Annotated in this window: 20 protein-coding genes and 1 pseudogene; 5 read left to right on the top strand and 16 right to left on the bottom strand. The window is 65.7% G+C overall.

Annotated features, from left to right (window positions below; all coding sequences use genetic code 11):
- Positions 1-3 precede the first annotated feature (3 nt).
- The 12 genes and pseudogenes from HCA61_RS24550 to HCA61_RS24495 form a co-directional block, all read right to left on the bottom strand.
- Positions 4-558, bottom strand: a pseudogene (locus tag HCA61_RS24550) (acyl-CoA dehydrogenase family protein); the annotation flags it as partial.
- A 58-nt stretch (positions 559-616) separates the two neighbouring features.
- Positions 617-2131: an acyl-CoA synthetase gene (locus tag HCA61_RS24545; protein ID WP_169690806.1), complete on the bottom strand. Its 1515-nt coding sequence runs from the start codon at positions 2129-2131 to the stop codon at positions 617-619.
- Positions 2132-2197: 66 nt separating this feature from the next.
- Positions 2198-2977 (bottom strand): enoyl-CoA hydratase, encoded by a 780-nt coding sequence (locus tag HCA61_RS24540; protein ID WP_206040564.1) that lies wholly within the window; start codon positions 2975-2977, stop codon positions 2198-2200.
- Between the two features lie 78 nt (positions 2978-3055).
- Positions 3056-3901, bottom strand: a complete 846-nt coding sequence (locus HCA61_RS24535; RefSeq protein ID WP_169690804.1) for an NmrA family NAD(P)-binding protein — start codon at positions 3899-3901, stop codon at positions 3056-3058.
- Positions 3902-3904: 3 nt separating this feature from the next.
- Positions 3905-5857 carry a hydantoinase B/oxoprolinase family protein gene (locus HCA61_RS24530; protein ID WP_169690803.1) on the bottom strand — a complete coding sequence of 651 codons (1953 nt, stop codon included), beginning with the start codon at positions 5855-5857 and terminating at the stop codon, positions 3905-3907.
- Entirely contained in the window at positions 5854-7956 is a 2103-nt protein-coding gene (locus HCA61_RS24525; protein WP_169690802.1) for a hydantoinase/oxoprolinase family protein, read from the bottom strand. The genes HCA61_RS24530 and HCA61_RS24525 overlap by 4 nt, the downstream gene beginning before the upstream one ends.
- Before the next feature lie 197 nt (positions 7957-8153).
- Positions 8154-8834, bottom strand: coding sequence for a carbon monoxide dehydrogenase subunit G (locus HCA61_RS24520; protein ID WP_169690801.1), 681 nt, complete (start codon positions 8832-8834; stop codon positions 8154-8156).
- Complete coding sequence (gene cutA, locus HCA61_RS24515) at positions 8831-11341, bottom strand: aerobic carbon-monoxide dehydrogenase large subunit (protein WP_169690800.1); 2511 nt, start codon at positions 11339-11341, stop codon at positions 8831-8833. The genes HCA61_RS24520 and cutA overlap by 4 nt, the downstream gene beginning before the upstream one ends.
- Positions 11338-12012 (bottom strand): (2Fe-2S)-binding protein, encoded by a 675-nt coding sequence (locus HCA61_RS24510; RefSeq protein ID WP_169690799.1) that lies wholly within the window; start codon positions 12010-12012, stop codon positions 11338-11340. The genes cutA and HCA61_RS24510 overlap by 4 nt, the downstream gene beginning before the upstream one ends.
- Positions 12009-12923, bottom strand: coding sequence for an FAD binding domain-containing protein (locus HCA61_RS24505; RefSeq protein ID WP_169690798.1), 915 nt, complete (start codon positions 12921-12923; stop codon positions 12009-12011). The genes HCA61_RS24510 and HCA61_RS24505 overlap by 4 nt, the downstream gene beginning before the upstream one ends.
- An 87-nt stretch (positions 12924-13010) precedes the next feature.
- Positions 13011-14450, bottom strand: coding sequence for a solute carrier family 23 protein (locus HCA61_RS24500; RefSeq protein WP_169690797.1), 1440 nt, complete (start codon positions 14448-14450; stop codon positions 13011-13013).
- Positions 14451-14613: 163 nt separating this feature from the next.
- On the bottom strand, positions 14614-16233 hold the full coding sequence (locus HCA61_RS24495; protein ID WP_169690859.1) for a helix-turn-helix domain-containing protein: 1620 nt from the start codon (positions 16231-16233) through the stop codon (positions 14614-14616).
- 284 nt (positions 16234-16517) lie between these two features.
- Here HCA61_RS24495 and HCA61_RS24490 point away from each other — a divergent pair, with 284 nt between their 5' ends.
- On the top strand, positions 16518-17705 hold the full coding sequence (locus HCA61_RS24490; protein ID WP_169690796.1) for a CoA transferase: 1188 nt from the start codon (positions 16518-16520) through the stop codon (positions 17703-17705).
- A gap of 12 nt (positions 17706-17717) precedes the next feature.
- Here HCA61_RS24490 and HCA61_RS24485 read toward each other — a convergent pair whose 3' ends face one another.
- On the bottom strand, positions 17718-19097 hold the full coding sequence (locus HCA61_RS24485; RefSeq protein WP_346777642.1) for an amidase: 1380 nt from the start codon (positions 19095-19097) through the stop codon (positions 17718-17720).
- 141 nt (positions 19098-19238) lie between these two features.
- On the opposite strand from HCA61_RS24485, the gene HCA61_RS24480 reads away from it, so the two are divergent.
- Positions 19239-20420 (top strand): MFS transporter, encoded by a 1182-nt coding sequence (locus HCA61_RS24480; protein WP_169690795.1) that lies wholly within the window; start codon positions 19239-19241, stop codon positions 20418-20420.
- Positions 20421-20435: 15 nt separating this feature from the next.
- Here the strand turns inward: HCA61_RS24480 and HCA61_RS24475 are convergent, their stop codons facing one another.
- Positions 20436-21332, bottom strand: a complete 897-nt coding sequence (locus HCA61_RS24475) for an alpha/beta hydrolase (RefSeq protein WP_169690794.1) — start codon at positions 21330-21332, stop codon at positions 20436-20438.
- 90 nt (positions 21333-21422) lie between these two features.
- Positions 21423-22421, bottom strand: coding sequence for an LLM class F420-dependent oxidoreductase (locus HCA61_RS24470; protein WP_169690793.1), 999 nt, complete (start codon positions 22419-22421; stop codon positions 21423-21425).
- A gap of 58 nt (positions 22422-22479) precedes the next feature.
- Between HCA61_RS24470 and HCA61_RS24465 the strand changes: the two genes are divergently transcribed.
- The 3 genes from HCA61_RS24465 (at position 22480) to HCA61_RS24455 (ending at position 24244) form a co-directional block, all read left to right on the top strand.
- Positions 22480-23208, top strand: a complete 729-nt coding sequence (locus tag HCA61_RS24465) for an MOSC N-terminal beta barrel domain-containing protein (protein WP_169690792.1) — start codon at positions 22480-22482, stop codon at positions 23206-23208.
- Positions 23209-23393: 185 nt separating this feature from the next.
- Positions 23394-24026 (top strand): hypothetical protein, encoded by a 633-nt coding sequence (locus HCA61_RS24460; protein WP_169690791.1) that lies wholly within the window; start codon positions 23394-23396, stop codon positions 24024-24026.
- Entirely contained in the window at positions 24026-24244 is a 219-nt protein-coding gene (locus tag HCA61_RS24455) for a helix-turn-helix transcriptional regulator (protein ID WP_169690790.1), read from the top strand. The genes HCA61_RS24460 and HCA61_RS24455 overlap by 1 nt, the downstream gene beginning before the upstream one ends.
- A gap of 63 nt (positions 24245-24307) precedes the next feature.
- Here the strand turns inward: HCA61_RS24455 and HCA61_RS24450 are convergent, their stop codons facing one another.
- Positions 24308-24964: a CoA transferase subunit B gene (locus tag HCA61_RS24450; RefSeq protein ID WP_169690789.1), complete on the bottom strand. Its 657-nt coding sequence runs from the start codon at positions 24962-24964 to the stop codon at positions 24308-24310.
- Between the last annotated feature and the right edge of the window lie 21 nt (positions 24965-24985).

Genomic DNA, 24985 nt, shown 5'->3' with positions numbered 1-24985 from the left:
CCTTTACAGCGACCGCGCGATGAGTGACTTCATCACTTCGTTCGCTCCTGCGTAGATCCGCTGAACGCGTGCGTCCTCGTACATCCGCGCGATCAGATACTCGCGCATGTACCCGTAGCCACCGTGTAGCTGCACGCACCGGTCGATCACTTCGCACTGCTTGTCGGTGAGCCAGTACTTGACCATGGCAGCATCGGACGCATCCAACTCCGATCGCAAGTGCTTCTCGATGCAGTAGTCGAGGAAGACCCGGCTGGTGCGCGCGATGGTCTGACACTCGGCGAGTTCGAATGCGGTGTTCTGAAACTCGAACAGACTGTGCCCGAAGGCCTCCCGCAACTTGGTGTAACGGACGGTCTCCTCGACCGCGCGTTCCATCGCACCTGCGGCCTGCGCGCCGATGATGAGCCGCTCCTGCACGAGCTGCGCCATGAGCTGGCCGAATCCGAGACCTTCGGACTCACCGAGCAGGTTCGATACCGGCACTCGTACATCGACGAACGACAACTCGGAGGTGTCGGCCGCGTGCTGGCCGACCTTGTCGAGCACGCGGCCCACCGTGTGGCCGAACGTCACCTTCGGCTAGTTGAAGTGACCGAAGGTGACATTCGGCTAATTACGAACGCAGCTCGCGCTTGAGAAGCTTGCCGCTCTGGTTTCGCGGCAGGGTCTCGACGAACCGAACCGCCTTGGGCACCTTGAAGGGCGCCAGACGCTGCTTCACGTGATCGATGAGTTCGCTTTCGGTGACGGTCTCTCCATCTTTGAGCACGACCACCGCGGTCACGGCCTCGATCCACTTCTCGTCCGGCGTTCCGATCACTGCAACTTCGGCGACCGCGTTGTGCGTGTAGATCGCGTCTTCGACCTCGCGCGAGGCAACCAGAATGCCGCCGGTGTTGATGACATCCTTGATGCGGTCGACCACCGTGATGAATCCTTCGGCGTCGCGCGTGACGAGGTCGCCGGAGTGGAACCATCCGTCGCGGAACGCTTCTGCCGTCGCCTCGGGATTGTCCCAGTAGCCGATGCACAGCTGCGGCGACCGGTACAACACCTCACCCGATTCCCCGTCGGGAACATCGTTGCCCTCGGCATCGACCACGCGGGTCTCGACGAACAGGATCGCTTTTCCGCACGACGACGGTCGCTCCTCGTGCTCCTCGGGGCGCAGCACACACGCGAGCGGGCCGATCTCGGATTGGCCGAAGCAGTTGTAGAACGCCAGGTCCGGGTAGCGCTCGCGTAGTCGGTTCAGCACCGTGACAGGCATGATCGACGCACCGTACTGCGCCTTACGCAGCGACGACAGGTCGCGGGTATCGAGGTCGGGGTGATTGGCGAGCGGCACCCACACGGTCGGTGCGAGGAACAGCGACCCGATCGATTCTTCCTCCACCAGGCGCAGCACCTGCGGAATGTCGGGGGCAGGCAACAAGCGGATCGTTGCGCCGATCGCGAGATACGGGAGCATGAACACGTGCATCGCCGCCGAATGGTAGAGCGGCATGCAGATGAGCGGATTGTCGTCGGCTGCGAGATCGAGCGCGACGATCGAGGAGGTGTATTCGAACACGAGCGCGCGATGAGTCATCATGGCGCCCTTGGGCTTCGATGTGGTGCCCGAGGTGTAGAGGAGCTGCACGAGATCGGTGTCGGCCGCAGCGGAATCGACAGCGGGGACGTCGCCGGTTGCAGCGATGGCGAGCAGCGACCCGTCTTCGTCGCGCAGGGGCAGGACGATCTCGGCAGGCACATCCGAGCGCACCGCGTCGATGTTCTCCCGGAGCGCCGGGTCGACGAGTATCGCCCGCGCACCCGACTGCCCGAGCAGATAGACCAACTCTTCACCCCGGAGCGCGTAGTTGATCGGCACGTGCACGAGCCCTGCACGCGCGACGGCGAGATACCCGATGACGTAGGCGTCGGAGTTGGTGCCGTATGCAGCAACCCGATCGCCCGGGCCGAGACCGAACGACAGCAGGTGTGCAGCAGCGCGGGACACCGCGTCGTCGAGTTCGCGGTAGGTGACGGTGCGGGCCTCGAACCGCAACGCGACACGATCGGGGAAGCGTCCGGCAGAGCGGCGGACGATGGCATCGACAGTGCTCGAGCGAGGATCGGGACTCATATCGACGAGGTTATAGGACGTCCAACAATCGGTCCAGACCCAGGATCGACCGGGTGCCGAAGCCTCTCAACGGCCCTGCCACACCGGGGTCCGCTTCTCCACGAAGGCCGTCATGCCTTCCTGCGCATCGCAGATCATCGCGTTCTGGGCCATCGTCTCGCCCATCGCCTCGTAGGCTTTGTCCTGGGGCAGATCGATCTGGCGGTAGAACGCCTCCTTGCCGATCTTGACCGTCGCGGGAGACGCGCCGACGATCTTCGCCGCAAGCGTCGCCGTCTCGATCTCCAGTTCTTCCGGGTCGACGACGAAGTTCACCAGACCCCAGTCTGCGGCGGTGTGCGCATTGATCGTTTCGCCCGTGAGCAACATCTGCAGCGCACGCTTGCGCCCGATCGCCCGGCTCACCGCCACCATCGGCGTCGAGCAGAAGAGTCCGATCTTCACACCCGGCGTGCCGAACACCGCGGCGGACGACGCAATTGCGAGATCGCATGCCGCTACCAGCTGACACCCCGCCGCGACCGCCGTGCCCTGCACCGAGGCGATCACGGGCTGCGGGATCGCCTGCACTGTCTGCATCATTTCGGTGCACGTGTCGAAGACAGCCCGCTCCTCCTCCAAGGTCCGGCCGATCATCTCTCGCAGGTTGTGTCCGGCAGAGAACACCGGCCCCTCCGCCCGGACCACGATCACCCGGACCGCGGATTCCGCAGACAACGCCCGCAGGCCCAGCGTCACCTCCCGCATGGTTGCCACCGACAGCGGATTCCGCTGGTCCGGGCGGTTGAGGGTGAGCACACCGATGTTGGAGGACTCGGCGACCGCGATGAGCACGGACGCGGGCAGGGACTCATCGGCTGAGCTGCCGTTCGCATGGGGATCCGTCACAGTCCCCTTACTACACCACCGCACCGCTCCGGGGCATCACTTCACTGCGGCCGACTCACCGATCCGAGCAGGTGGACGGCCGAGAAGCGCGTGCAACTGCGCGCTACCGGCAACGAATCCGTGCCGGTCGTAGAAGTCGAACATCGCGGCCAGGCGTGCACGCGCGTCGCCGGTGAGTCCGCGCCCGTGGCGCTCCATCCAGTCGGCGACCGACACCTGCGATACCATCACCGACCTACGCGCTCGACGACACAACTGTCGAACGCTGAGCAACTCCGGACCACCGAGCTCATAGGTAGCACCGTGGTGGACGTCGGCGCCCTCGCCGAGGACACGGGCTGCAGCCGCCGCCACGTCTGCGAGTGCGACGAACGAGAACCGTGCATCCGGGTCGTACGGCACCTCGAGTGTGCGCACCGACCCCTCGAGCACCGCGGCGAAGTTCTCCGCGTACGCGCACGGTTGCAACACCGTCCACCGCACGCCGCCGAACGTGTGCAGCATGTCCTCGCAACCTGCCTTGTCCAGATGGTGCGGCATCCCGGGCGAATACGGCCACGCAACGGAGTGATAGACGACGTGGTCGACACCCTCCTCCACAGCAGCCGCGAGCACCCGGCGCAACAACGCCGGCTCATCGGGATGCACGTTGGGGGCGATGAAATACACACCACGGCATCCCGAAAGGGCCTCGCTGAGGCCGGCTCCGGTCTCGAGGTCGACGGCCCGATCGTCCGTACGCCGGGCGGTATGCACCACCCGGCGTACGGACGCCTGCCCCTCGAGGGCTGCCACGACGGCGGTTCCCGTCTTCCCGGCGGCACCGATCACTGCCAGATCGGTGCCGCGGAGCTCCGGATCGCGGTACTCGAGGGCAACCACGGGTCAGTTCCCGATGAAGTCGTACTCGGCGAACTTGGCTCCCCCGGAGAGCCTTTCGTAGCCGGGGCCACGATCGAAGAACGGCTCCTCCGTAGCGCGCTCCGAGCGCATCCGTTCACGCAAGGCATCAGTTGCCGTGACGTCCGCGACCGGCGCGTCGACCGAAGTCTCCTTCAGCACCACACCGTAGTCGTCCCGTGCGCCGTCCACCGAGACCTTGCGCCACAGCACATCTCGGACCACTTCGTCGACGGGACGGTCGAGCGGATCGCCCCAGCCGCCACCACCGGTGGTGCGGATTCGGACCACCTCGCCCGCCTTGATGGGCTCGGCATCGGTGAGCGCGTCGAATTCGCGTTCGTCGGGGGTACCCGGATTCAGGACGACGGAGAACGGTCGTCCTGCCTTGCCGCCCTTGACGCCCCAGCACGAGAGAATCGATCGGTCGGCGATGGACATGAAGTGAGCGTCCTTGAGCATCCGGATGTGCTTCTCGTACCCCAGGCCGCCGCGGTACCGTCCCGCGCCACCGGAATCGATTGCCAGGCCGAGCTTCTCGACGATGAACGGGAACCGGCTCTCGGTGAATTCCGTCGGCAGATTGCGCGAGTCGGGCACAACGTGGATGGTGTCCTCACCGTCCGCATAGTTACGTCCACCCGAGCCACCACCCAGGACCTCACGCATGAGGTAGGAGTGTCCCTCGAAATCTTCGCCGTACACACCGGTGTAGCGGATGGTCTCCTGGTCGGCAGGCATGTTGCCGTCGACTGCCTTGGCGACCACACCGGCCAGCACACCGAGCAGGCGCAGAATCACGAACGTGCGCGCGTTGGTGGGTGCCGGGAAGATCGGCGTGATGAGCGTGCCCTTCTCCGGGAACTTCATCTCGATCAACGGCACGACACCCTCGTTGACGTCGAGCTCGGCCATGCGTTCCGGGGTGTCTGCCAGGTTGCGGAGAATCGGAGCCAGCCACTTGATGAGGAAGTTGCCGTCGGCGTAGTCGCCGCAGTGGTTGATCGGGCCCTTGGCCTGCGGGCCGGTGCCGGTGAAATCGAGGATCAGGCGCTCCCCGCCCTCGTCCTCCGGCCCCGTCTTCGTCAGAGTGATCCGCTGCACGTGCAGCATCGGCTCGTCGACACCGTCGTGCTCGGCGTAATCCTCCCAGGTGTACTCACCCTTCGGGATCTTGCTGAGGATCTCGCGTCGGTAGGTCTCCGTCGTCGCGTCCATCATCGCGTCGAAGCAGGACTCCACGGTCTCCACACCGTACCGCTCGAACAACTCCGTAAGCCGTCGCGCGCCCATGAGGCACGCGGAACATTCCGCGTCGAGGTCCGCGGCCAGCGCGTCGGGTGTCCGTGAGTTGCGGGTCATGATGCGCAGTGCTGCCTCATTGGGAACGCCCTGGTCCCACAACTTGATCGGGGGAACCATCAGTCCCTCTTCGAACACCGTCGTGGCACCCGACGGCATCGATCCCGGGCAGCAACCGCCGATGTCGTCGTGGTGGCCGAACGCCTGCACGAATGCAACGACCGTCGGTTCCGTGTCACCGGGGCGGGTTGCGAACACCGGCACCGTGACGCACAGGTCCGGCAGATGGCCGATGCCACCTTCGGACAGGTAGACGTCGTTGTGGAAGAACACGTCGCCGGGCTTCATGGTGTCGAGCGGAAAGTCGCGCGCGACGGGGTGCACGAGCGCCGAATACGAACGGCCGGTGAGCTTGCGAAGGTTCCGGTCGTGGATTCCCGCGCGGAAGTCGTGGGCGTCGCGGATCATCGGCGACCGTGAAGTCCGCGAGATGGAGGTCTCCACTTCCATCTCGACACTCGCGAGGTAGCCGGCGACGATCTCCACGAGCACCGGATCGGGTGCCGCTCCCCCGGCGTCGGTCAGCCGATAGGGTTTCGCCGCCTGAGCTGCGGCGGAATCGAGGATCGCGGTCATCGGTTCGCTCCGTTCGAATCGGACGTCTTGGTGATGCGGATGTTCCCGAACGCGTCGACGCGCGCGCGGAATCCGGGGTGGACGGGAATGGTGGAGCTGAACTCCTCGATCACGGCTGGCCCGTCCAGCTCGTCGCCTGCGCCGAGCAGGGTCCGGTCGTACACCGCGGTGGTGACCCACTCGTCGAAGTACGCCTCGCGGGTGCCTGTGATCGCGACGTCGGCGCCGCGGCCTGCGGCGATCTCCTTCAGTTCGGGACGCTTGATGGGCCCGATACCACTGACCCGGAGATTGACCCACTCGACATGCTGGTGTGGATCGCCGCAGAAGTCGTATCCGTAGAGTTCTCGGTGGGCCTCGTGGAACCGTGCGGCTGCCTCGTCCATCAGTTCCTGGGTGACCGGTCCGTCGCCGAGTGGTACCCGCACCTCGAAGGCCTGTCCGAGGTACCGGAGGTCTGCCGAGCGTGCGTAGCGACGCTCGTCGGGAGCAAACCCCTCGTCGGCGAGCGCGCGCTCGGCCTCCACCGCAAGCGCGTCCAGTCCGGTCTGCAGCTCAGCGACCCGCAGCCGGTCGTGCCTGCTCACGTGCGTCTGCACGTAGTCGTTACGGACGTCGACAGTGAGCAGGCCGAACGCCGAGACGTTGCCGGGGTTGAGCGGGACCAGGACATCCTTGAGACCGAGGATGTCGATGAGGCGGCACGCGAGCAACGATCCGGAACCGCCGAAGGTGACGAGCGTGAAGTCCCGGACGTCGAGCCCCCGCTTGACGGTGACCTGCCGCAACGCATTGGCCTGGTTCCACGCCGATACTTCGAGGATGCCCGTGGCGCAGGCTTCGAATTCGAGCCCGAGCCGGTGGGCGAGCTCTTCGACACCCTTGCGGGCGAGTTCGGTGTCGAGGGGGATCTCGCCGCCGAGCAGGTGGGGCGGGATGCGGCCGAGCAACACGTGTGCGTCGGTGATGGTCGGCTCGTCGCCACCCTTTCCGTAGCACAACGGGCCGGGATCGGCGCCTGCCGACTGCGGGCCGACACGGAGGGTGCCTTCCGGAGTCATCCACGCGATCGAACCGCCACCGGCACCGACGGTGACCACGTCGATCATCGGGATCTTCGACGGGTACACGCCGACCCGGCCCTCGGTGGTCAGAGCGGGCTCGCCGCCGACCACCACGGTGACGTCGGTGGAGGTGCCGCCGCCGTCGCATGTGAGCACCTGATCGACTCCCGCGACACCCGCGATGAGCGCCGCTCCGAGCGCACCGGCAGCGGGACCGGACAGGACGGTTGTGATCGGCTGATTCACAACCTCTTTCGCCGACAGCACACCGCCATTCGATTTCATCACGTAGAACGGGATGTCGCGTGATTCGCCGCCGAGCGAGGAGAACTCGCGCAGGCGATTCGCGATGTTGCCGACGTAGCTGCGGATATTGGGCTTGACGGAGGCATCGACAAGCGTCGTGATGGACCGCTCGTACTCACGGTACTCGCGCAGCACCTCGCTCGAGATGCTCACCGTCGCCTCGGGATACTCGTCGAGCAGAATTTCCTGAACGCGGCGCTCGTGGTCCGGGTTCGCGTACGAGTGCATCAGGCACACGCCGATGGTGCGCACGTCACTCTCCCGGAAGAACCGGGCTGCGGCACGGACATCGTCCTCGTCGAGCGGTCGGATTTCCTTGCCTTCGAAGTTGAGTCGACCTCCGACGGTCTTGACCCGGTCGGCAGGCACGATGCGGTCGGGCTTGACCCAGAAATAGGAGTTGCCGTAGCCGTCGGGGACGGACTGGCGGGCGATCTCGAGTACGTGTTCGTAGCCCTCGGTGGTGATGAATCCGAGGTGGCCGACCTTACCTTCGAGCAGTTTGTTGGTCGCAACGGTGGTGCCGTGGCTGACGGCTCCGATCGCGTCGCCGGTCTCGCCGAGTTTCGCGAGCACCTTCTCGATGCCGGCGAGAAATCCCACCGCCGGGTCCGCCGGGGTCGACGGGGTTTTCGTCGTGACGATCGCACCGGACTCGTCGTCCACTGCCACGATGTCGGTGAATGTTCCGCCGGTATCGATACCGACCCGAATCTTCCTGGATCCCACGCTTCCTCCTGGGTTCGTCTCGCCGGTTCTTCCCTGACGCTTGTTGCCATTCCACCCGCTGCGCGACGCTGTTTCTTTGTCACATTTCGCCGAACTCTCTCCGGCTTGTTGGGGGGTTCTGCATCGGCCGCTGTACAGACGACGGCACCCCGGGCCAGCGGGCCCGGGGTGCCGTTTTCCGTTCGTGTCGCACAGCCCTACCTTCGGGCGAGAATCCCGCCCAGCACGACACCGGCGAGCGCGATACCCGCACCCACCGCGGCCGAGACCAGGACAGTGGCAACCGGCGTACCGGCGTCCGTGTGCTGCGACGCGGCAGCCACCGGCATCGGGGCGCCCCCGGCCGCGGCAACCGCCGCTCCTACGCTCTCGGCGCCTGCGCTCACGGTTCCGGCGGGCGCGGTATCGGCAACGGATCCGCCCGCTGCGGGTTCCGGGATGCCGTTGGCGATCACTCCGTCGATGCCGTTGAAAAACACCCCCGCCATCTTCTTCGCGACACCGGTGATCATCCGCTGGCCCACGCCACCGACCATGCCGCCCACCACTGCATCGGCGTCGTAACTCAGGACGGTGCCGCCGTCGCGCTCTTCGAGTCTGACCGTCACATCGGCCTTGACCGTTCCCGGCGCACCCGAACCCGATGCGGTCATCACGAACGAGTCGGGCCTGTTCTGCTGGGACAGAACGACTTCACCGTCGTAGGTGCCCTTGATCGACGCCACCCCCGCGGTGATGGACAGCTTGTAGTGGTTGTCGCTGACCTGTTCGAGCGACTGCACACCGGGGATGGTGGCCGCGAGAACACGGCCGTCCTGCAGGCTGTCGTACACGACCTCCGGCGGTGCCAACAGTTGCGCGGTACCGGCGATTCTCATTCGTTCTCCTTGCTCCGGGTTGCCGCGTGAATCAGACGCAGCTCGAACAACTCCGAGGGGGAAATCGGCATGGACGTGATCGGGATGCCCTCCGCATCCTCGATCGCGGCGGCGATGACGGCCGACGTCGGGATCACGCCCGCTTCCCCCGCGCCCTTCATCCCGAGGGGGTTGAGTGCGGACGGAGTCACCGTGTGATCCATCTCGAGGGAGTCGGGCATCTCGGTGACGAACGGCATCAGGAAGTCCATGTAGGACGCGTTGAGCATCTGGCCGTGCTCGTCGTAGACGATCCGCTCGTACAGTGCGCCGCCGATTCCCTGAGCCACTGCGCCGATCACCTGACCTTCGACGATCCGTGGGTTGATCACGTTGCCGCAGTCGTGTACCACCGCATACTTCCGCACATGGATCTCCGCGGTGACGGGGTCGGTTTCGACGATCGCCGCATGTATACCCGACGCGAACGTCGAGGTGGGCGGCGAATAGTACCCGGTGGCCTCGAGTCCGGGCTGCTCTCCTTCGCGGACGGGAGGCACCGTCATGTCGGTATCGGCCTTGGCGAAACCTGTTGCCTGCCGGGAAGCGTCGTCGAACGCGTAACGCAACGGATTGGACAGCACCGCGACCACTCCGAGCGGGATCGATGTGCCCTCCGCCCCGGGTTCGGTGCCGAGGACGCACACGTGCCCGCCGCGCAACTCGAGTTTCGCCGGGTCGATGTGCAAGTGCTCGGCGGCGATCTTCTTCGCCTTCTCGGCAACCATCTGCGCCGCAACGTGGAACGCCGAACCGGACATCACCGCGCCGCGCGACGCGAACGTGCCTACCGCATATCCGAACCGGCGAGTGTCACCGGTCACGATCTCGACATCCGACACGGCAACGCCGAGATCGTCGGCGACGATCTGCGCGAACGACGTCTGGTGGCCCTGGCCTTGGGTGGTCAGGCCGGTCGCAGCCTTCACCTTGCCCGACGTCTCGACGAGCACATGCGCGCCCTCGTACGGCCCGGGGCCGGTTCCTTCGACGTAGGCGCCGATACCGATTCCGACGGTGCGTCCTTCGGCCTTCGCCTTCAACTTGTACTCGGCGAAGCCGTCCCAGTCGATGAGTTCCTTGAGTTTGTCGATGCCGGCCTGGTAGTTGCCGGTGTCGTAGATGAGCGGGCGGCCGTCCTGGAAGGTGAGATGGAAGTCGTACGGCATCTCCTCGGGTCGGATGAGGTTGGCCTCCCGCACCGCGATGACGTCCTTGCCCAGGTATTTCGCGATCGCATCCATCGATCGTTCCATCGCGAACACACCCTGCGGCCGGCCCGCACCTCGATAGGGAGTGACGATGACCGTGTTGGTGTACAGCGAATAGGCATCCACCCGGAACGATTTCGGCTTGTACGGGCCGAGAACCTGAGTGGAGGTGTTGAGGATGACGATGATGCCGTACGGGAGGTAGGCACCGTTGTCGTGCCAGATGGAAAAATCGAAGGCCAAGAGCCGTCCCTCGTCATCGAACCCGACGGTCACCTCGTGCAGCTGTCCGCGCTCGTGCGCGCTCGAGATGAAGTGTTCACGACGGTCTTCGACCCATTTCACCTCGTTGGAGATGCCTGCCTGGCCGAGCCTGCGAGCAGCCCACGTCACCATCACCTCTTCGGGCCACGGGTGCACGATCTTCACACCGAAGCCGCCGCCGACGTCGGGGGCGATGCAATGCACCTTGTTGTGCGCCATGCCGAGCCGCGCGGCGATCGCGGCGCGGGCGGAAGTCGAAGTCTGTGTGGAAGTCCAGAAGGTCAGGGCCTTCTCGTCGTCGTCCCAGCGCGCGTAGACACCTTTGCCTTCCATCGGCATCGAGGCCGATCGCTCGATCTCGAGGTTCAGCGTCAGACGGTGCGGTGCGGCTGCGAGTTCTGCGTCGACGTCGCCGAATCCGTGTTGCAGGTGTGCGGCGACGTTGTCGGGCACATCGGGGTGGACGCTGCGCTCGGCGCGGCGGGACACGTCGATGCCCACTACCTCGGGCAGAGTCTCGTAGGTGACGTCGATGAGGGCGCACGCGTCCTCGGCGATGTATCGGTTGTCGGCGACCACCATCGCGATGGCTTCGCCGACATGATTGACTTCGTCCTTCGCGAGCGGATACCCGTTGCGAGGGGCGGTGATCGCCGGATGCGGAATCAGCAGCGGCAGATTCTCCGCCATCTGTGGTCCGTCGTCGACGAGATCGTCGTATGTGTAGATCGCGTGCACCCCGGGCACCTCGAGGGCGGCATCGATGTCGATGTCGGTGATACGGGCATGGGCGTGCGGTGACCTGACGAACGCTGCGATGAGGGCGCCTCGCCCCAGATCGTCGAGGTACCTGCCCTCGCCACTGAGCAGTCGGCGGTCCTCACTGCGCGGGATCGGGGTGCCGAACAACCTACCCGACTCCCCGACACTGTCGACGCCGTGCGGCGCCAGGTCCGGGGCCGTGCCGGTCGAAGCGTCGGTGGTGCTCGTCATGCTCGTCCTGCCTTTCCGCCTACGGGGCCGGTGGTGCCGCGGACCTTGTCGTCGAGTGACGCGCGCGCCGCGTCGTCGTCCGGTCCGAGCGGTGAGCCGCCTGCGCGTTCCCTGGTGATCTCCGCGGCGCGTAGCACCGCTGCCCGAATATTCTGGTATCCCGTGCACCGGCAGAGGTTGCCCGCGATCGCCTCGGTCGCCTCTTCCCGGGAGGGCGAGGGATTCTCCTCGAGGTACGCGGCGATGGTGGTGACGAAACCCGGTGTGCAGAAGCCGCATTGCAGGCCGTGGCAGTCGATGAACGCCTGTTGCACGGGGTGCAGCGTGCCGTCGGGTTCGACGAGTCCTTCGACCGTCGTCACCGAACGGCCTTCGAGGCTCGCCGCGAACACGAGGCACGAGCGCACGGGCTTGCCGTCGAGCAGGACCGTGCACGCTCCGCACACGCCGTGCTCGCATCCGACGTGGGTGCCGGTCTGGCGCAGATGGTGCCGGATCGCGTCGGAGGCGAGCGTCCGCGACGGCAGCACGACCGTCTGTGTCACCGAGTTCAGCGTGAACGTCACAGCGACATGTTGTTCGCCGGTCTCGGCCTCCAGCTCGCTCACCTGTTCGTCGAGTGTGCGTTCCGGCGCGCGGCCTCGGCTTCCACGCGGCATCGTGCTCGTCATGACATTCCTCCTGTCGGCATCGGCATTCTGATCCCGTCGTGTGCGGCGTCCTGCGCGGCGGCGAAGCCGACTCGTGCGGTCAGTGCCGCGACCAGCTGCGACCGGTAGCGGGCGGTCGCGTGGATATCGGCGTCGGTCTCGACGGTCTCGCGTGCGACCTCCGCGAGTTGCTGCCACTGGGGATCGCGGTCGTCCGTTGCCGATGCTCCGCGCAGGGTGTCGCTGTAGTCGACAACCTGTCCGAGTTCCCCCGCCGACACATAGGTCATCCGAGCCCCCACGACGAGGCCGTCTTGGATCTCCACCTGTGCCACCACCCCAACGAGGGCGTAATCGCCGTGGCGGCGGGCGATCTCGTCGATCGCGGTGCCGACGCCGGGGCGGGCAGGTGGCACCGTGACGCTTGTCGCGATCTCGTCGGGCTCGAGAGTCGATTCGAGCGGACCGGCGAACAGGGCGTCGGCCTTGATCTCCCGGACCCCGCGCACCGATCGTGCCGTGAGTGTGCCACCCAGCAACGCCAGCACGGCCGGCATCTCCGCGGAAGGATCGGCGTGGACGATGGACCCCACCGTGGTGCCGCGGTTACGGATGGTCGGGTGCGCAACCAGGCGCAGCGCACGGCCGAGGAGCGGCTGCACTGCCGCCGCCCCCGGGTCGGCTTCGAGCACGCTGTGTGTCGCCAGGGCGTCGAAGGTGACACCGAGCTCCGGCGAAGCCGTCACCGCGGCGAAGCGCGGTATGGACCCGATGTCCACGACGTGTGCGGGCGCGGCCAGCCGCATCGACAGCAGCGGAACCAGCGACTGACCACCGGCGAGCACCTTGCCCTCAGGGGCAACCCGCGCAAGGATTTCGCAGGCCTCGTCGATCGACCGGGGCCGGTGATAAGTGAGTGGCGACGGTTTCATTCTGTAGATCCTGCCCGCATCGTGTGATCGGCGTGTCGTGAAGAAGTGACAACGCTCACGCTCTCGCTCTGTCAAAAGTAATAGTGGTCACGCCGGCTGTTCGACTCGGCTCCTCGCGGTGCCGCCGTCCGGATCTGCGTCCGGTTCGCGATGCAGGCCCATACCGTCATCGGTGTCATCGGAGTTGTCCTTCGGCGCGATCGCGCGGCACACGTGGTAGAGCACGATGACGACGATGGTGCCGAGCGCGATGCCGCTTAGCGAGAAGGTGTCGGTGAACTGCAGTGACGTGTCGCCGATCGCGATGATCAGGCCCGCGGCGACAGGCATGAGGTTGATCGGATTACCGAAGTCCACACCGTTCTCCTTCCAGATCTTGGCACCGAGCAGGCCGATGATGCCGTAGAGAACGACGGTGATCCCGCCCAGTACTCCACCCGGTGTCGCCGAGATGACGGCACCGAACTTCGGGGAGAACCCGAGCAGCAGCGCGATCACGCCTGCCGCGGCGTAGGCGGCGGTCGAGTACACCCTCGTCGCTGCCATGACACCGATGTTTTCCGCATAGGTGGTGGTCGGCGAGCCGCCGACGCCCGTTGCCATGGCGGTGGCGAGGCCGTCCGCGGCGAGCGCGCGCCCCATCATCGGATCGAGGTCGGTCTTCGTGATCTCCGCGACGGCCTTGACGTGGCCGGCGTTCTCCGCGATCAGGGCGATCACCCCGGGCAGGACGAGCACGATGAACGTGAGGCTGAACGACGGCGCGTGGATGCCGACGATGCCGTTCGCTTCGTCGGTGAACGGCGGCAGCCCGAACCACGATGCCGACGCGACACCGTCCCAGTTGACCCGGAAGTGCTCGGTCACCGCGTCGGCAGTCGCGTCGTACGAGGTGATCGGTCCGGTGACCAGGTCGAGCACCCACGACAGCGCGTAGCCGAACAACAACGACAGGAAGATCGCGACCCGGCCGAGGAAACCGCGGAGGACGACGCTGGAAATGACGAGCACGATCATGACGATCAGCGCCACCCACTGATCCTGCGGCCAATAAGTGCCCGCCACGACCGGAGCCAGATTGAATCCGATGAGCATGACGACCGCGCCGGTGACGACCGGCGGCAGAACCTTGAACACCACCGAACCGCCGAGGAAGTGGATCGCGACGCCGATCGCCGCGAGCACCAGACCCGACACCATGATCGCGCCCGTCACTTCCGCACTGGTGCCGCCCTGCGCGTGGATCGCCGCGATGCCGCCGACGAACGCCGCCGAGGTCCCGAGATAGCTGGGGATGCGGCCCTTGACGACGAGTAGGAAGAACAACGTACAGAACCCTGAAAGCATCACCGCAAGCTGCGGATTGAGGCCCATGATGATCGGGAAGACGAAGGTCGCACCGAACATCGACACCACGTGCTGACCGCCGAGCCCGATGGTGCGGCCCCAGTTCAGCCTTTCGTTCGGTGCGACCACCCCTCCCGGTTCGATTGTCTTTCCGTCTCCGTGCAACGTCCATATGGCCATGGCGGACCTTTCAGGCAGAGTGTGGTGCCAAGAGAGTCGACGTGGATTGTTACGGTTGTGTTGCCGCTCACACATGCACCCGGATAGGCGCAAACGTTAATTGAGTGGGGACGTTCGAGGATGGGAACAATCTGCCAGTGCGAGACGGCAGATATTGGCAATATCAGGAATTGATCCCGCGCATCGCGATGATCTTGAGGGCGAGCGAGAGGTCGAGACGCAGCTCGGGATGCGCGGTGAACGGGCCCAACATCTTCTCGAGCTTCGCGACCCGATAGCGTAACGTGTTGTAATGAAAATGTAACTGGCGCGCGGTTTCTGCGATGTTGATGTTCGTCGCGAGCAACACTTCGAGGGTGCGACGCATGTCCTGCGCCTCTGCGGTCTCGTCGGTGAGGTCTTTGAGCGTCTCCCGCGCGAACGACTCGAGTTCGTCGGTGTCCTCGACGAGACTGAGCAGCCGATATACACCGAGATCGTCGAAGTGGGTGACGGCCCACGCACCGGTTATCTTGCGCCCCACCTCGAGCGCGGTCCTGGCCTGACTGTAGAGCGCGGGCAGGTCGGCCGTCGACGACGCCGCCCGCGAGACCCCCACTCCGAACGGCAGACGGCCACCGCCTCCGGCACCGCGCACCTGGGCAACGAGTTCGTGGACGAGCGTCATGGTGTCGCTGCTTTCACCCATGACGATCACGATCTCCGTCGCGAGCGCGGTCACGGCCGCTCCTGGATCACGTCCGGCGACAGCGCCGACGAACGCCCTCGCCTGCCGCTCGATGACAGGCAGGCGCGCGGGCGCAGCCGACGCATCGTCGTCCAGGACGTCCGGTTCGACCGCGACCACCACGATGTTCCGGTCGAGATTCCAGCCGAACATCTGCGCGTGCACGATGACCTGCTCGGGGTCGCCACCGCGCCCGCGCAACAAGTCGCGGACGAAGTTGGCGCGGTGTTTCTCCTCGACTGCGGAGACTGCCAGTTCCCTGCTCACCACAAGCGCACATACCGTCGCGGCCTGCTCGACGAGGTACAGATCCTCACTCGCGAGAGTGCGTCCCGGACAGAACAGTACGAGACGGCCGTGGTCGATGCCGTTCGCCGAGATCGCTGCGATCGCCACGTACTCGTCGTCGAAGCGGTGCAACCCGAGCCCGCCGTCGAGGGCATCCGTGCGGACCCGGCCCGTCGAGTCCAGGGCAGCAGTCGATGCCAGCCAGCAGAAGTCCGCGTCGGCTCCGGCACGGCAGGTCTGGCGGCCGTCCGGCGTGGTGATCAGTACCGCACCGCCGAGGCTCTGCGCGACACCATCGGCCAGCGCCTTGTATCCCCCTCCCGCCATCACGATCTCGAGGAGCCCTCGGCGCAGATGATCGGCTCTCAGGACGGAATCGACCTGCGTTTTCGCCATCTCTGCGAGACCCTGAGCGAACTCGTGGCCGGCGACGATGTCGTCCGAGGTCGTCACTATCGGAAAGGCGACATCATCCGCGATGCCGCCCGGAAGCTCACAGCCTTCGTCGAGCCGAACCACGAGGCCTGCGATCTTGTTCCGGCCCAACCGCGCCGTGAAATCGCCGATAGTTCCTGCGAGGCGCGCGAGCACCGTGGTCGAGGTGACGAGAAGCTGGTTCGGACGCAACCACGGCCCGATCTCCGGAAGCTTCATCACGGCGACAGCGGTGATGTCGCGTGCGGTCGCCGGGTCGCCCGCGATCACCGTCGGGTCGACCAGCAGTCCCGATGAAACGACGTCGGCGAACGAAGGGGGGTCGACGGTCATCCGATGGGCGCCGGAGTCGCCGTTCTGGGAGGCATTCGTCTTCCGCACCATCACAGCAACACCCGCTCACCTGCCAGTCGTCCATCCCGCCGGGCGCGAGACCATGACCATAGATTCCCCGGGACGGGGCCGTCAACACCGACACCCGACAAGAGCGTGGTCGATCCTCGACGTTAGACGCCGACCTTCGGAACACCAGCCACAGATTGCGCCGAAATCGTACGCGCCCACTTGTACATTGTCGCCGTCGCGGTGAGGCATCCCTCTCGACCATCGTCGTGACGATGAAGCCTCTACTCCACGGCGTCCGCGTTCTCGATCTGTCCCGAGCCCTCGCCGGCCCCCTGTGCACGTCACTGCTCGCCGACTTCGGCGCCGACATCATCAAGGTCGAATCCATCAGCGGGGGCGACAGTTCGCGCCAGTGGCCTCCGTTCGACGGATCCGACAGCCTGTACTTCGCATCGGTCAACCGGAGCAAACGCTCTGTGGCGCTCGACATGCGGACCGACGAAGGGCGTGAACTGCTGCGCCGTATGGCTTCCGACGTCGACGTGGTCGTCGAGAACTTCCGGCCCGGAGTCCTTGCCGCGATGGGGCTCGACCAGGAATCACTTCGACGCGACAACCCCGGCGTGATCGTGATGAGCGTCAGCGGCTTCGGGCCCACCGGACCCGACCAGTTCGCGCCGGGACTCGATCAGGTCGCGCAGGGCATGTCAGGACTCATGTCCGTCACCGGCTCAGGTGACAACACACCCATGCGAGTGGGCATACCCATCATCGATACGGTGTCGGGAATCTATGCGGCACTGGGTATCACAGCCGCGCTCGTCGCGCGGTCGCGCGACGGCGAGGGCCACCATGTACAGACCTCACTGATCGAATCGGCCTTGTCGATCATGACCTTTCAGGCGCAGGACTATCTCAGCACGGGAAGGGTTTCCGAAGCCAACGGCAATACCCACCCGACCATCACCCCGTACGGCTGCTTCGACACCGCCGACTATCCGATCATCATCGCAACCGGTTCCGACAAGCATTGGGAAGCTCTCTGCTCGGTACTCGGCGACCCCGATCTCGCGGCGCGCCCCGAGTACGCCACCGGCAAGTCCCGCCTCGAGCACCGCGACAGGCTCACGAAGGAACTGCTCGAACTACTGACACAAAAAACGGCAGCCGACTGGGTATCGGCCATGCGGGAAGCCGGAATACCTTGTGGTCCAGTTCATTCCGTCGATCAGGCGTTCGCAGATCCGCAAGTGCAGGCACTGAACATGGTTCAGAACGTGCCCACCCCCGACGGTAAGGAAATGCCCCTGATTCGCGGACCGTTCTGGGTCGATTCCGAAACGCTGCCGATTCGGAACGCCCCGCCGATGACCCTGGGGCAAGACACCGACGCGGTGCTCGCCGAGTTCGGGGTCTCCGGTGACCAGCTCGAATCCCTGCACCGATCCGGGGTCATCTGATCCGGGGCCTCCTCACAGTGTCGCTGCCGCTGCCAGCGCAACGTGTTCGTGGAATGGGCGGGCGACGAGCTGCACACCGATCGGCATGCCGTCGCTCGTCTGTCCCACCGGCACCACCACCGACGGGAAGCCTGCGACGCTGATCGTGCGGCAGCTCGCCAGCGCCTCCTGCCACGTGAGGGAACGAACGTCGACGTCGAACCGGTCACGGCCGAGGAGGGGAGCACCGATGGATGCGACCGGAAGCACGAGCAGATCGCCCATCTCGGCGAGCAACCGGTGCACGAAGCGCGTGCGCGCCGCCCACAGTTCTTCGACGTCGAGGCTCGGTGAGGTCTCGGCGGTCGACAGCATCGCCCGGATGCTTGCGCCGAACTCGTCCGGCGTGGCGAGGGCCCTGATGTCGGCGTGTGTCTGCGTTGCACGCAGCCGGCCGAACAGGTCGTTGCCGTCACGCAGCGCCGATCCGCGGTAGCGGCGAGCACGAAGCCGGCCTGCCGTCTCCTCCACTGCCGCCACGATGTCTGCGGCGACCGGCACGGTGCCCTCGCCCGGCGCCCAGGTGATGTCGAGTTCGCCGACGTCGACCGTCGCCGGATCGAGCCACGCGACGTGCGGCGTCGACACCGTCCGCAGCACGAGGGCGGCGTCGTTCAGGCTGCGCGCCATCGGGCCGATGGTCTGGAGCAGCCCGTGGACCGTGTGGGGATTCGCCAGCACATGATCGCCGGACCGCACACCGGGGTACTGACCGTCCCCGGATACCCGACCTGCGGTCGGGCGGATCGAGGTCAGCCCTGTGCAGTGCGCGGGCCACCGTACCGATCCACCGAAATCCGTGCCCAGCCCGAGCACGCTCATGCCCGAGGCGATCGCGGCTGCTTCCCCGCCACTCGACCCGCCCGGGGAACGCGGCAGATCAGCGGTTCCCAACGGATTCACCGTCGGTCCGAACAACTCGTTGTCGGTGAGACCGGACGTACCGAACTCCGGGGTGTTGGTCTTCCCGATCAGAACGGCCCCCGCCGCCTTCATCGCCGCGACAGCCGGCGCGTCGGCGCAGGGCACATTCTGCGCGAGAGCGCGCGACCCTGCCGTGGTGCGGACCCCGGCTGTGGTGATCAGGTCTTTCGCGGTGAATGGGACCCCGGACAGCGGGCCGGTCCGCTCACCGCGCGCGATCCGGTCGTCGAGTACATCTGCGTCGCGCCGGGCCTGCTCGGCGGCAACGGTGACAAGTGCGTTCAGCCTCGGATTGCGGTCCTCGATGTGCGCGAGATGCTCCTCGACGACTGCACGTGCCGAGGTCTCTCGCCGGCGCACTGCACAGGCAATCGTGTGGGCGTCCGCTCCGACCCAGGTACCCGCCGTCACACGACCGCTCGTCTCCACGCATCCTCCTTCGTTCCGATGGACGTGAACGCTAGGTGCGGGTCGGCCGGGCCGCCAACGTCCAGTGTCCACAGGATCGCGACGGTCGCACTGTGAACAGTTGATACGTCAGCGCGGCGAGGCACCTGACAGGATCGGTCCATGTTTGTGCCGTGGGCTCGTCTGTCGTTCGCCGTGTTCGCGGTGAGCTGGGGCGCCAATCAGTTCGCTCCGATGCAGCTCGTCTACCGCGAGCATCTGGGTCTGGGCAGTGGCTCGTTCACCGCCATGCTGGGCTCCTACATCCTGGGGCTGATTCCCGCGCTGCTGTACTTCGGCCGGGTCGCCGATCGGATCGGCCGACGTCCGGTGATCCTCGCGATGGTCCCGGTGAGCATCGCGTCGTCGGTGGTACTGCTTCTCGGCGCCGAGTTACCGCTGTTGCTGTATCTGGGCCGGGTCCTCGCCGGCCTTGCATCGGGGATGGCGTTCGGCGCGGGCACCGCCTGGATGAAGGAGCTCAGCGCTGACGCAGGTGCGGGGGTGGGAGCACGTCGCGCCGCGGTATCGCTGTCGGCAGGCTTCGGCTGCGGAGCGCTGTTCGCCGGGCTCATCGCGCAATGGCTGCCCGCGCCCGAATTGCTGGCTTATGTCGTGCACATCGCCCTCATGGCAGTGGCCCTGGTGCTGGTGTGGTCGGTTCCCGACGACCACGTGCCGCGCACGGTGCAGGGTTCGTGGCGGTTGTCCATCTTGTCGAACCCGCGGTTCCGGTGGGGTGTGGTGCCGTGGGCTCCGTGGGTGTTCGGATGTGCCACGGTCTCCTTCGTGACGCTTCCGCCGCTCGTATCCGACACCGTGAGCGAGGTATCCATTGCATTCACCGGCACGATCGCCGCGCTCACTCTGCTCACCGGCGCATTGATCCAGCCCTTGGCGCGGCGCATAGCCCGACATGACGAGAGTCTCGGGGTGCGGATCGGGGTCGGGATCGGCGTACTGGGATTCGCCGCGGGCGCCGGTACCGCATACACCGACGGGCCGTGGTCGGTTGTGGTGATCGTCGCCGCAGCTGTTCTGCTCGGCGCGGGTTACGGCATCCTGCTGATCTCAGGCCTCGTCGCAGTGGAGCACATCGCTCCGGCCGACGAGCTGGCGCAGAGCGTGGCGGTCTTCTACTGCCTGATCTATCTCGGTTTCGCGGTGCCGTTCGTCATCTCGCTCGCTGCCCCGCACCTGGGATTCGGTGCGTGCTTCGCCGCAGCTGCCGCGTTGATGTGTGCGGGCCTGGCCATCGGGCGGATACATGCCGCAACGGGATCCCCCGTCGAAGCACGGACGTGAAGTCGTCCTCCCACGTCAACCTGCGGCAGAGAGTGTAGCGTTGCGAACCCGCTCGAGCAGGTTGTCGAGAGCCCCGGCCACCGCCCCCGCGCTCTCCGAGAGCACGCGGTGCCCCGCACCGGGGATCCGGACCAACTCGGCTCCGGGTAAGTGTGAGGCGATCATTTCCGAATGGGTGATGGGCACGAACCGATCCGCCGTTCCCGCCGCCACAACGACGGGGACGCCGGTGAGCGCGCCGATCGCGTCGAATTCGTCGAGCACCGCGAACGCCGCCAGCAGCCGCGACCAGGTGACGACCGATGTCTCGTTCGCCAGCACCATTCCGAGCATGCGAAGCCACGATTCCGCCGGACGGCGACGCCCGAGCATCGTGCACACCGCGCCGCCTGCGCGCTTCGACCGTTCCATGGTTCGTGGCGCGCGCAGTACTGCGCGGTGCAGGAAAGACGCAGCAGGATGCGTCAGGTACCGGCCCACACCGTTTTCGGCGAGCCCGCCGGCGGCAGTCGACACCAACGCAAAACCGACGATCCGGCCCCCGATCGAACCGGGGTGCAGCCGGGCATAGGCCAGCGACACCATGCCGCCCATCGAGTATCCGGCCAGCACCACGGGACCACGCGGCACCAGCGCACGAAGCACCGAGTCGAGGTCGCGCGCCAACTGGTCGAAGGTGAACGACTCGACGTCGCCGATCCCGGAGCGGCCGTGGCCACGCTGGTCGTAGCTCACGGTCCGGATTCCGGGCGCACCCAATCGGTCTCCGACACCGTCCCAGCACGACGAGTCCTGGCAATGGCCGTGGACGAACACGACAGTGAGCGCGGCATCGGCCGGACCATCCACATACGCGACGAGCGGCACACCGTCGTCGGCCGCGACGGTGAACCGGGAAGGTGAATCGGGCATGAACACTCCTTGCAGCGACCTGCCCGATTATTCGTCTCCGCGTTCCCTTCCGTTAACCGCCGCAACCGGATCGTGACTACCCGCAGGGCGTCAGCGCGGTGCGAGGGCCCTCACCATCGGCGTCGGATCGCCGGGCGCGACGAGCAGGATCGCCGGCGTCGTCACCCCCGCCTCCGTGTACCGCTCGATGTGCTCACGGCATGCATCCGGATGCCCGTGCACGATGAGATCGTCGACGACGCTGTCCGGGATCGCGTCGAGCGCGGCCTTACGATCGCCTTCCGCCCACAATCTCCACATGCCTGCGAACTCGTCGGACCGTCCGAGGAATTCGTGGAACGCCCGGTAGACGGGCACGTTCATGTATGCGGCGATCATGCGCCGGCCTATCGCACGGGCGGTATCGGTGTCGTATCCGGGTAGCACGAAGATCCGGGCGACGATCTCCTTGCCGCCACCGCCTTCGTGGACGTACGGCGCGACAGTGCGTACGTCGTCCGCCGACAACCAGTTGACGATCGCCCCGTCGGCTTCCCGTCCGGCGAGCCGCAGCATCCCCGGTCGCAGTGCCGCGAGCAACACGGGCGGAACGGGGTCCGCGACCATACCGGCGCGGAACCCGTCGACCGAGAAGGTGTCGTATTGCTGGGTCACCTTGTCACCGGCCAATGCCGACCTCAAGAAACGCAGTGTGTCGCGGGCGCGCTTGTAGGGCTCGTCGAAAGGGATGCCGTTCCATTTCTCGACGATCACGTTCGACGATGTACCGACGCCGAGCACGAACCGGCCCGGAGCAGCGGAAGCCAGGGTCGCAGCCGACATCGCGAGTGTGGCCGGGCCTCGGGTGTAGACGGGAACGATGGCGGTACCGAGTCGCAACGTGGGCGCCCACGCACTTGCGAGTGCGAGCGGTGTGAAAGCGTCGGCCACATTCGCTTCGGACGACCACACGTCGGTGTAACCGAGGTCGGGAAGTTCTTCGATGAGACTCCGCTGATCGGCCAGGGGGATGCCGTCGAGGGGAACGGTCAGCCCCCACCGTCGTGTGGCACGCCCCGTCGCTTCGTTCGCTTGCTCGGTATCCGTCATGGCCGTCACCCTAGAGCACGTTCCCGCGGGTCACACAGCATCCGTATGCTGGGGATTTGTGCGCATTGGTCAGTTGTGGCGGTATCCGGTCAAGTCGTTCGGCGGCGAGCAGCTGACAACGGCGACCATCGAAGCCGACGGCCTTCGCGGCGATCACGTGTGGGCGGTCGTCGACGCCGAGTCCGGAGTCGTGGCGACTGCGAAGAAGTTCCGTCGATTCGGGGTGCTGCTGACGTGCGGTGCGCGTCTGACGGACGACACCGACCCGCGCGACCCGGCATCGCTGGAGCTGACGTTCCCCGACGGCATCGTGATGAGAGGCGACGACCCGGGCGTCGATGAGATGTTGTCGGATCTGACCGGGCATCCGGTGCGGCTCGAAGCCAGAACCCGCTCCTACGATGCCGCTCCCCTGCATGTGGTCACCTCGTCGTCGGTGAATGCGCTGGACACAGGCGATCCGATCGAGGTTGCGGTTCGCCGGTTCCGGCCGACGATCGTCGTCGACACCGAGGGCATGGACGGGTTCGTGGAGAACGACTGGTTAGGTGTTCAGCTCGCGCTCGGTGACGTCGTCATCGAACCGAACAAGCGCACGGATCGGTGCGTGATGGTGACGCTCGATCACCAAGAGATCCCGGCTCGACGCGAGATGCTGCGAACCGTCATGTCGCGCAATCGCGTGCTGACCCGTGAGGGTGGGAAGGAAGCACCGTGCGTCGGCGTGTATGCCCAGGTCAGTGCGCCGGGGGCCATCCACTGCGGCGACCCGGTCGACACAATCTGAGGCCGACAACTTTCCTCCGGTTCCACGGGTTTCGACGGGTCGATGACCTGCGGAAACCCGGACTATCGGAGGAAAGTTCCGGACACCGCCGAACCCGAACCCCTGGACATATCGTTTATCGATGCGTATAACGATTATCGATGCATCGATAATCGATATGAACCCCACGAGGCGCGGGAGACGACATGGACACGACCGACACCGGACCGATCACACCGACCGACACATCGAAGAAGGATCGTCGCGACCTGTGGGCGTCGATCGCGGTCTTCGCCCTCACCGGCGGCGTCGTCCTCTTCACCTACGTCACCCGACTTCTCCACGAACTGAACTCCGGGATCGTCACAGCCCGCGTCGAGTTCGACGAGCCTCGGACATTGACCTCGCTCGACGGCGTCGGGATGCAACTGGGGTCACCCTCGACCATCGAGGTATCGACGGGCACACTCTCCCCCGTCACCGTCGGATTCCTCCGCAGCGCAGAGGGACTGCAGACGCTCGGCTATCTGGCCATACTGGCGCTGCTGACGTGGATGGTTGCGCGCTTCGTGCGGGGCCGGTTGTTCGACCGCCTCGCGGTTCGACTCGTCTGGATCGCGTCCGTCACCGGAATCGCCGCGATCCTCGTTCCTCAGATACCCCGAACTCTCGGCACCAATATGCTGCTGCGGGATGTGGAGGCTCGGGAGATGCTCGACTTCGCAGGACTCGGGCCTGAATTCTGGTACGGCTACGTGTTCTGCATGGCTCTCTCGGCGGTGGCCATCGCCCTGCGCATCGGAAGCCGGATGGCCCGCGACAACGAGGGTCTCGTCTGATGCCACCCGAAACAGAGCATGCCGTCCGCTGCCACCTCGACACACTGCTCGCCGACCGAGGTATGACGTTGGCGCAGTTGGCCGACGAGGTGGGGGTGAGCGTCGTGAACCTGTCGGTGTTGAAGAACGGTCGTGCTCGCGCCATCCGGTTCTCGACTCTGACAGCACTGTGCCGAGTTCTGAATTGTTCTGTGGGAGATATTCTCTCGGTCGACTGACCGTCCAAAAAACAGCGATACCCGGGTCCTTGTGGGTCCCGGGTATCGCTGGTGGTCCGGCTGTCAAGCCAGAAGCGCTCCTGTTGCTGCGCGGACCTGCTCTTCGGTCACACCCGGCGCGCACTCACGCAGGGCCAGACCATTGTCTGTCACGTCGATGACGGCAAGATTCGTGACGATCCGCTGCACCACACCCTCACCCGTCAACGGAAGCGAACACTTCTCCACGATCTTCGGGTTGCCCTGCTTGTCGGTGTGCTCCATCAACACGATCACCTTGCGGGCACCGTGCACCAGATCCATCGCACCGCCCATACCCTTGACCATCTTGCCCGGCACCATCCAGTTCGCCAGATCACCGGTCTGCGAGACCTCCATGCCACCGAGCACAGCCGTGTCGATGTGGCCGCCACGGATCATGCCGAAGCTCAACGCGGAATCGAAGAACGCCGCACCCGGATTGACCGTCACCGTCTCCTTACCGGCATTGATCAGATCAGGATCGATCTCCTCGTCCGTCGGATACCGGCCCGTGCCAAGGATGCCGTTCTCCGAATGCAACGTCACTCGCACACCCTCGGGCAGGTAGTTCGGGATCAGAGTCGGCAAACCGATGCCGAGGTTGACGTACTCACCCGGAGACAGTTCCTGCGCGGCACGCGCTGCCATCTCGGTACGCGACCACCCGACGGTCTCGGCGGTGTCCACACTGGTGCTCATGCTCACGCTCCCTTTCCGGCG

Origin of the sequence: Rhodococcus sp. HNM0563 (assembly GCF_012726195.1) — a bacterium.
Classification (GTDB): domain Bacteria; phylum Actinomycetota; class Actinomycetes; order Mycobacteriales; family Mycobacteriaceae; genus Rhodococcus.
Note: the sequence above shows the minus strand (reverse complement) of the source record. Positions and strands in the feature narration are given on the sequence as shown.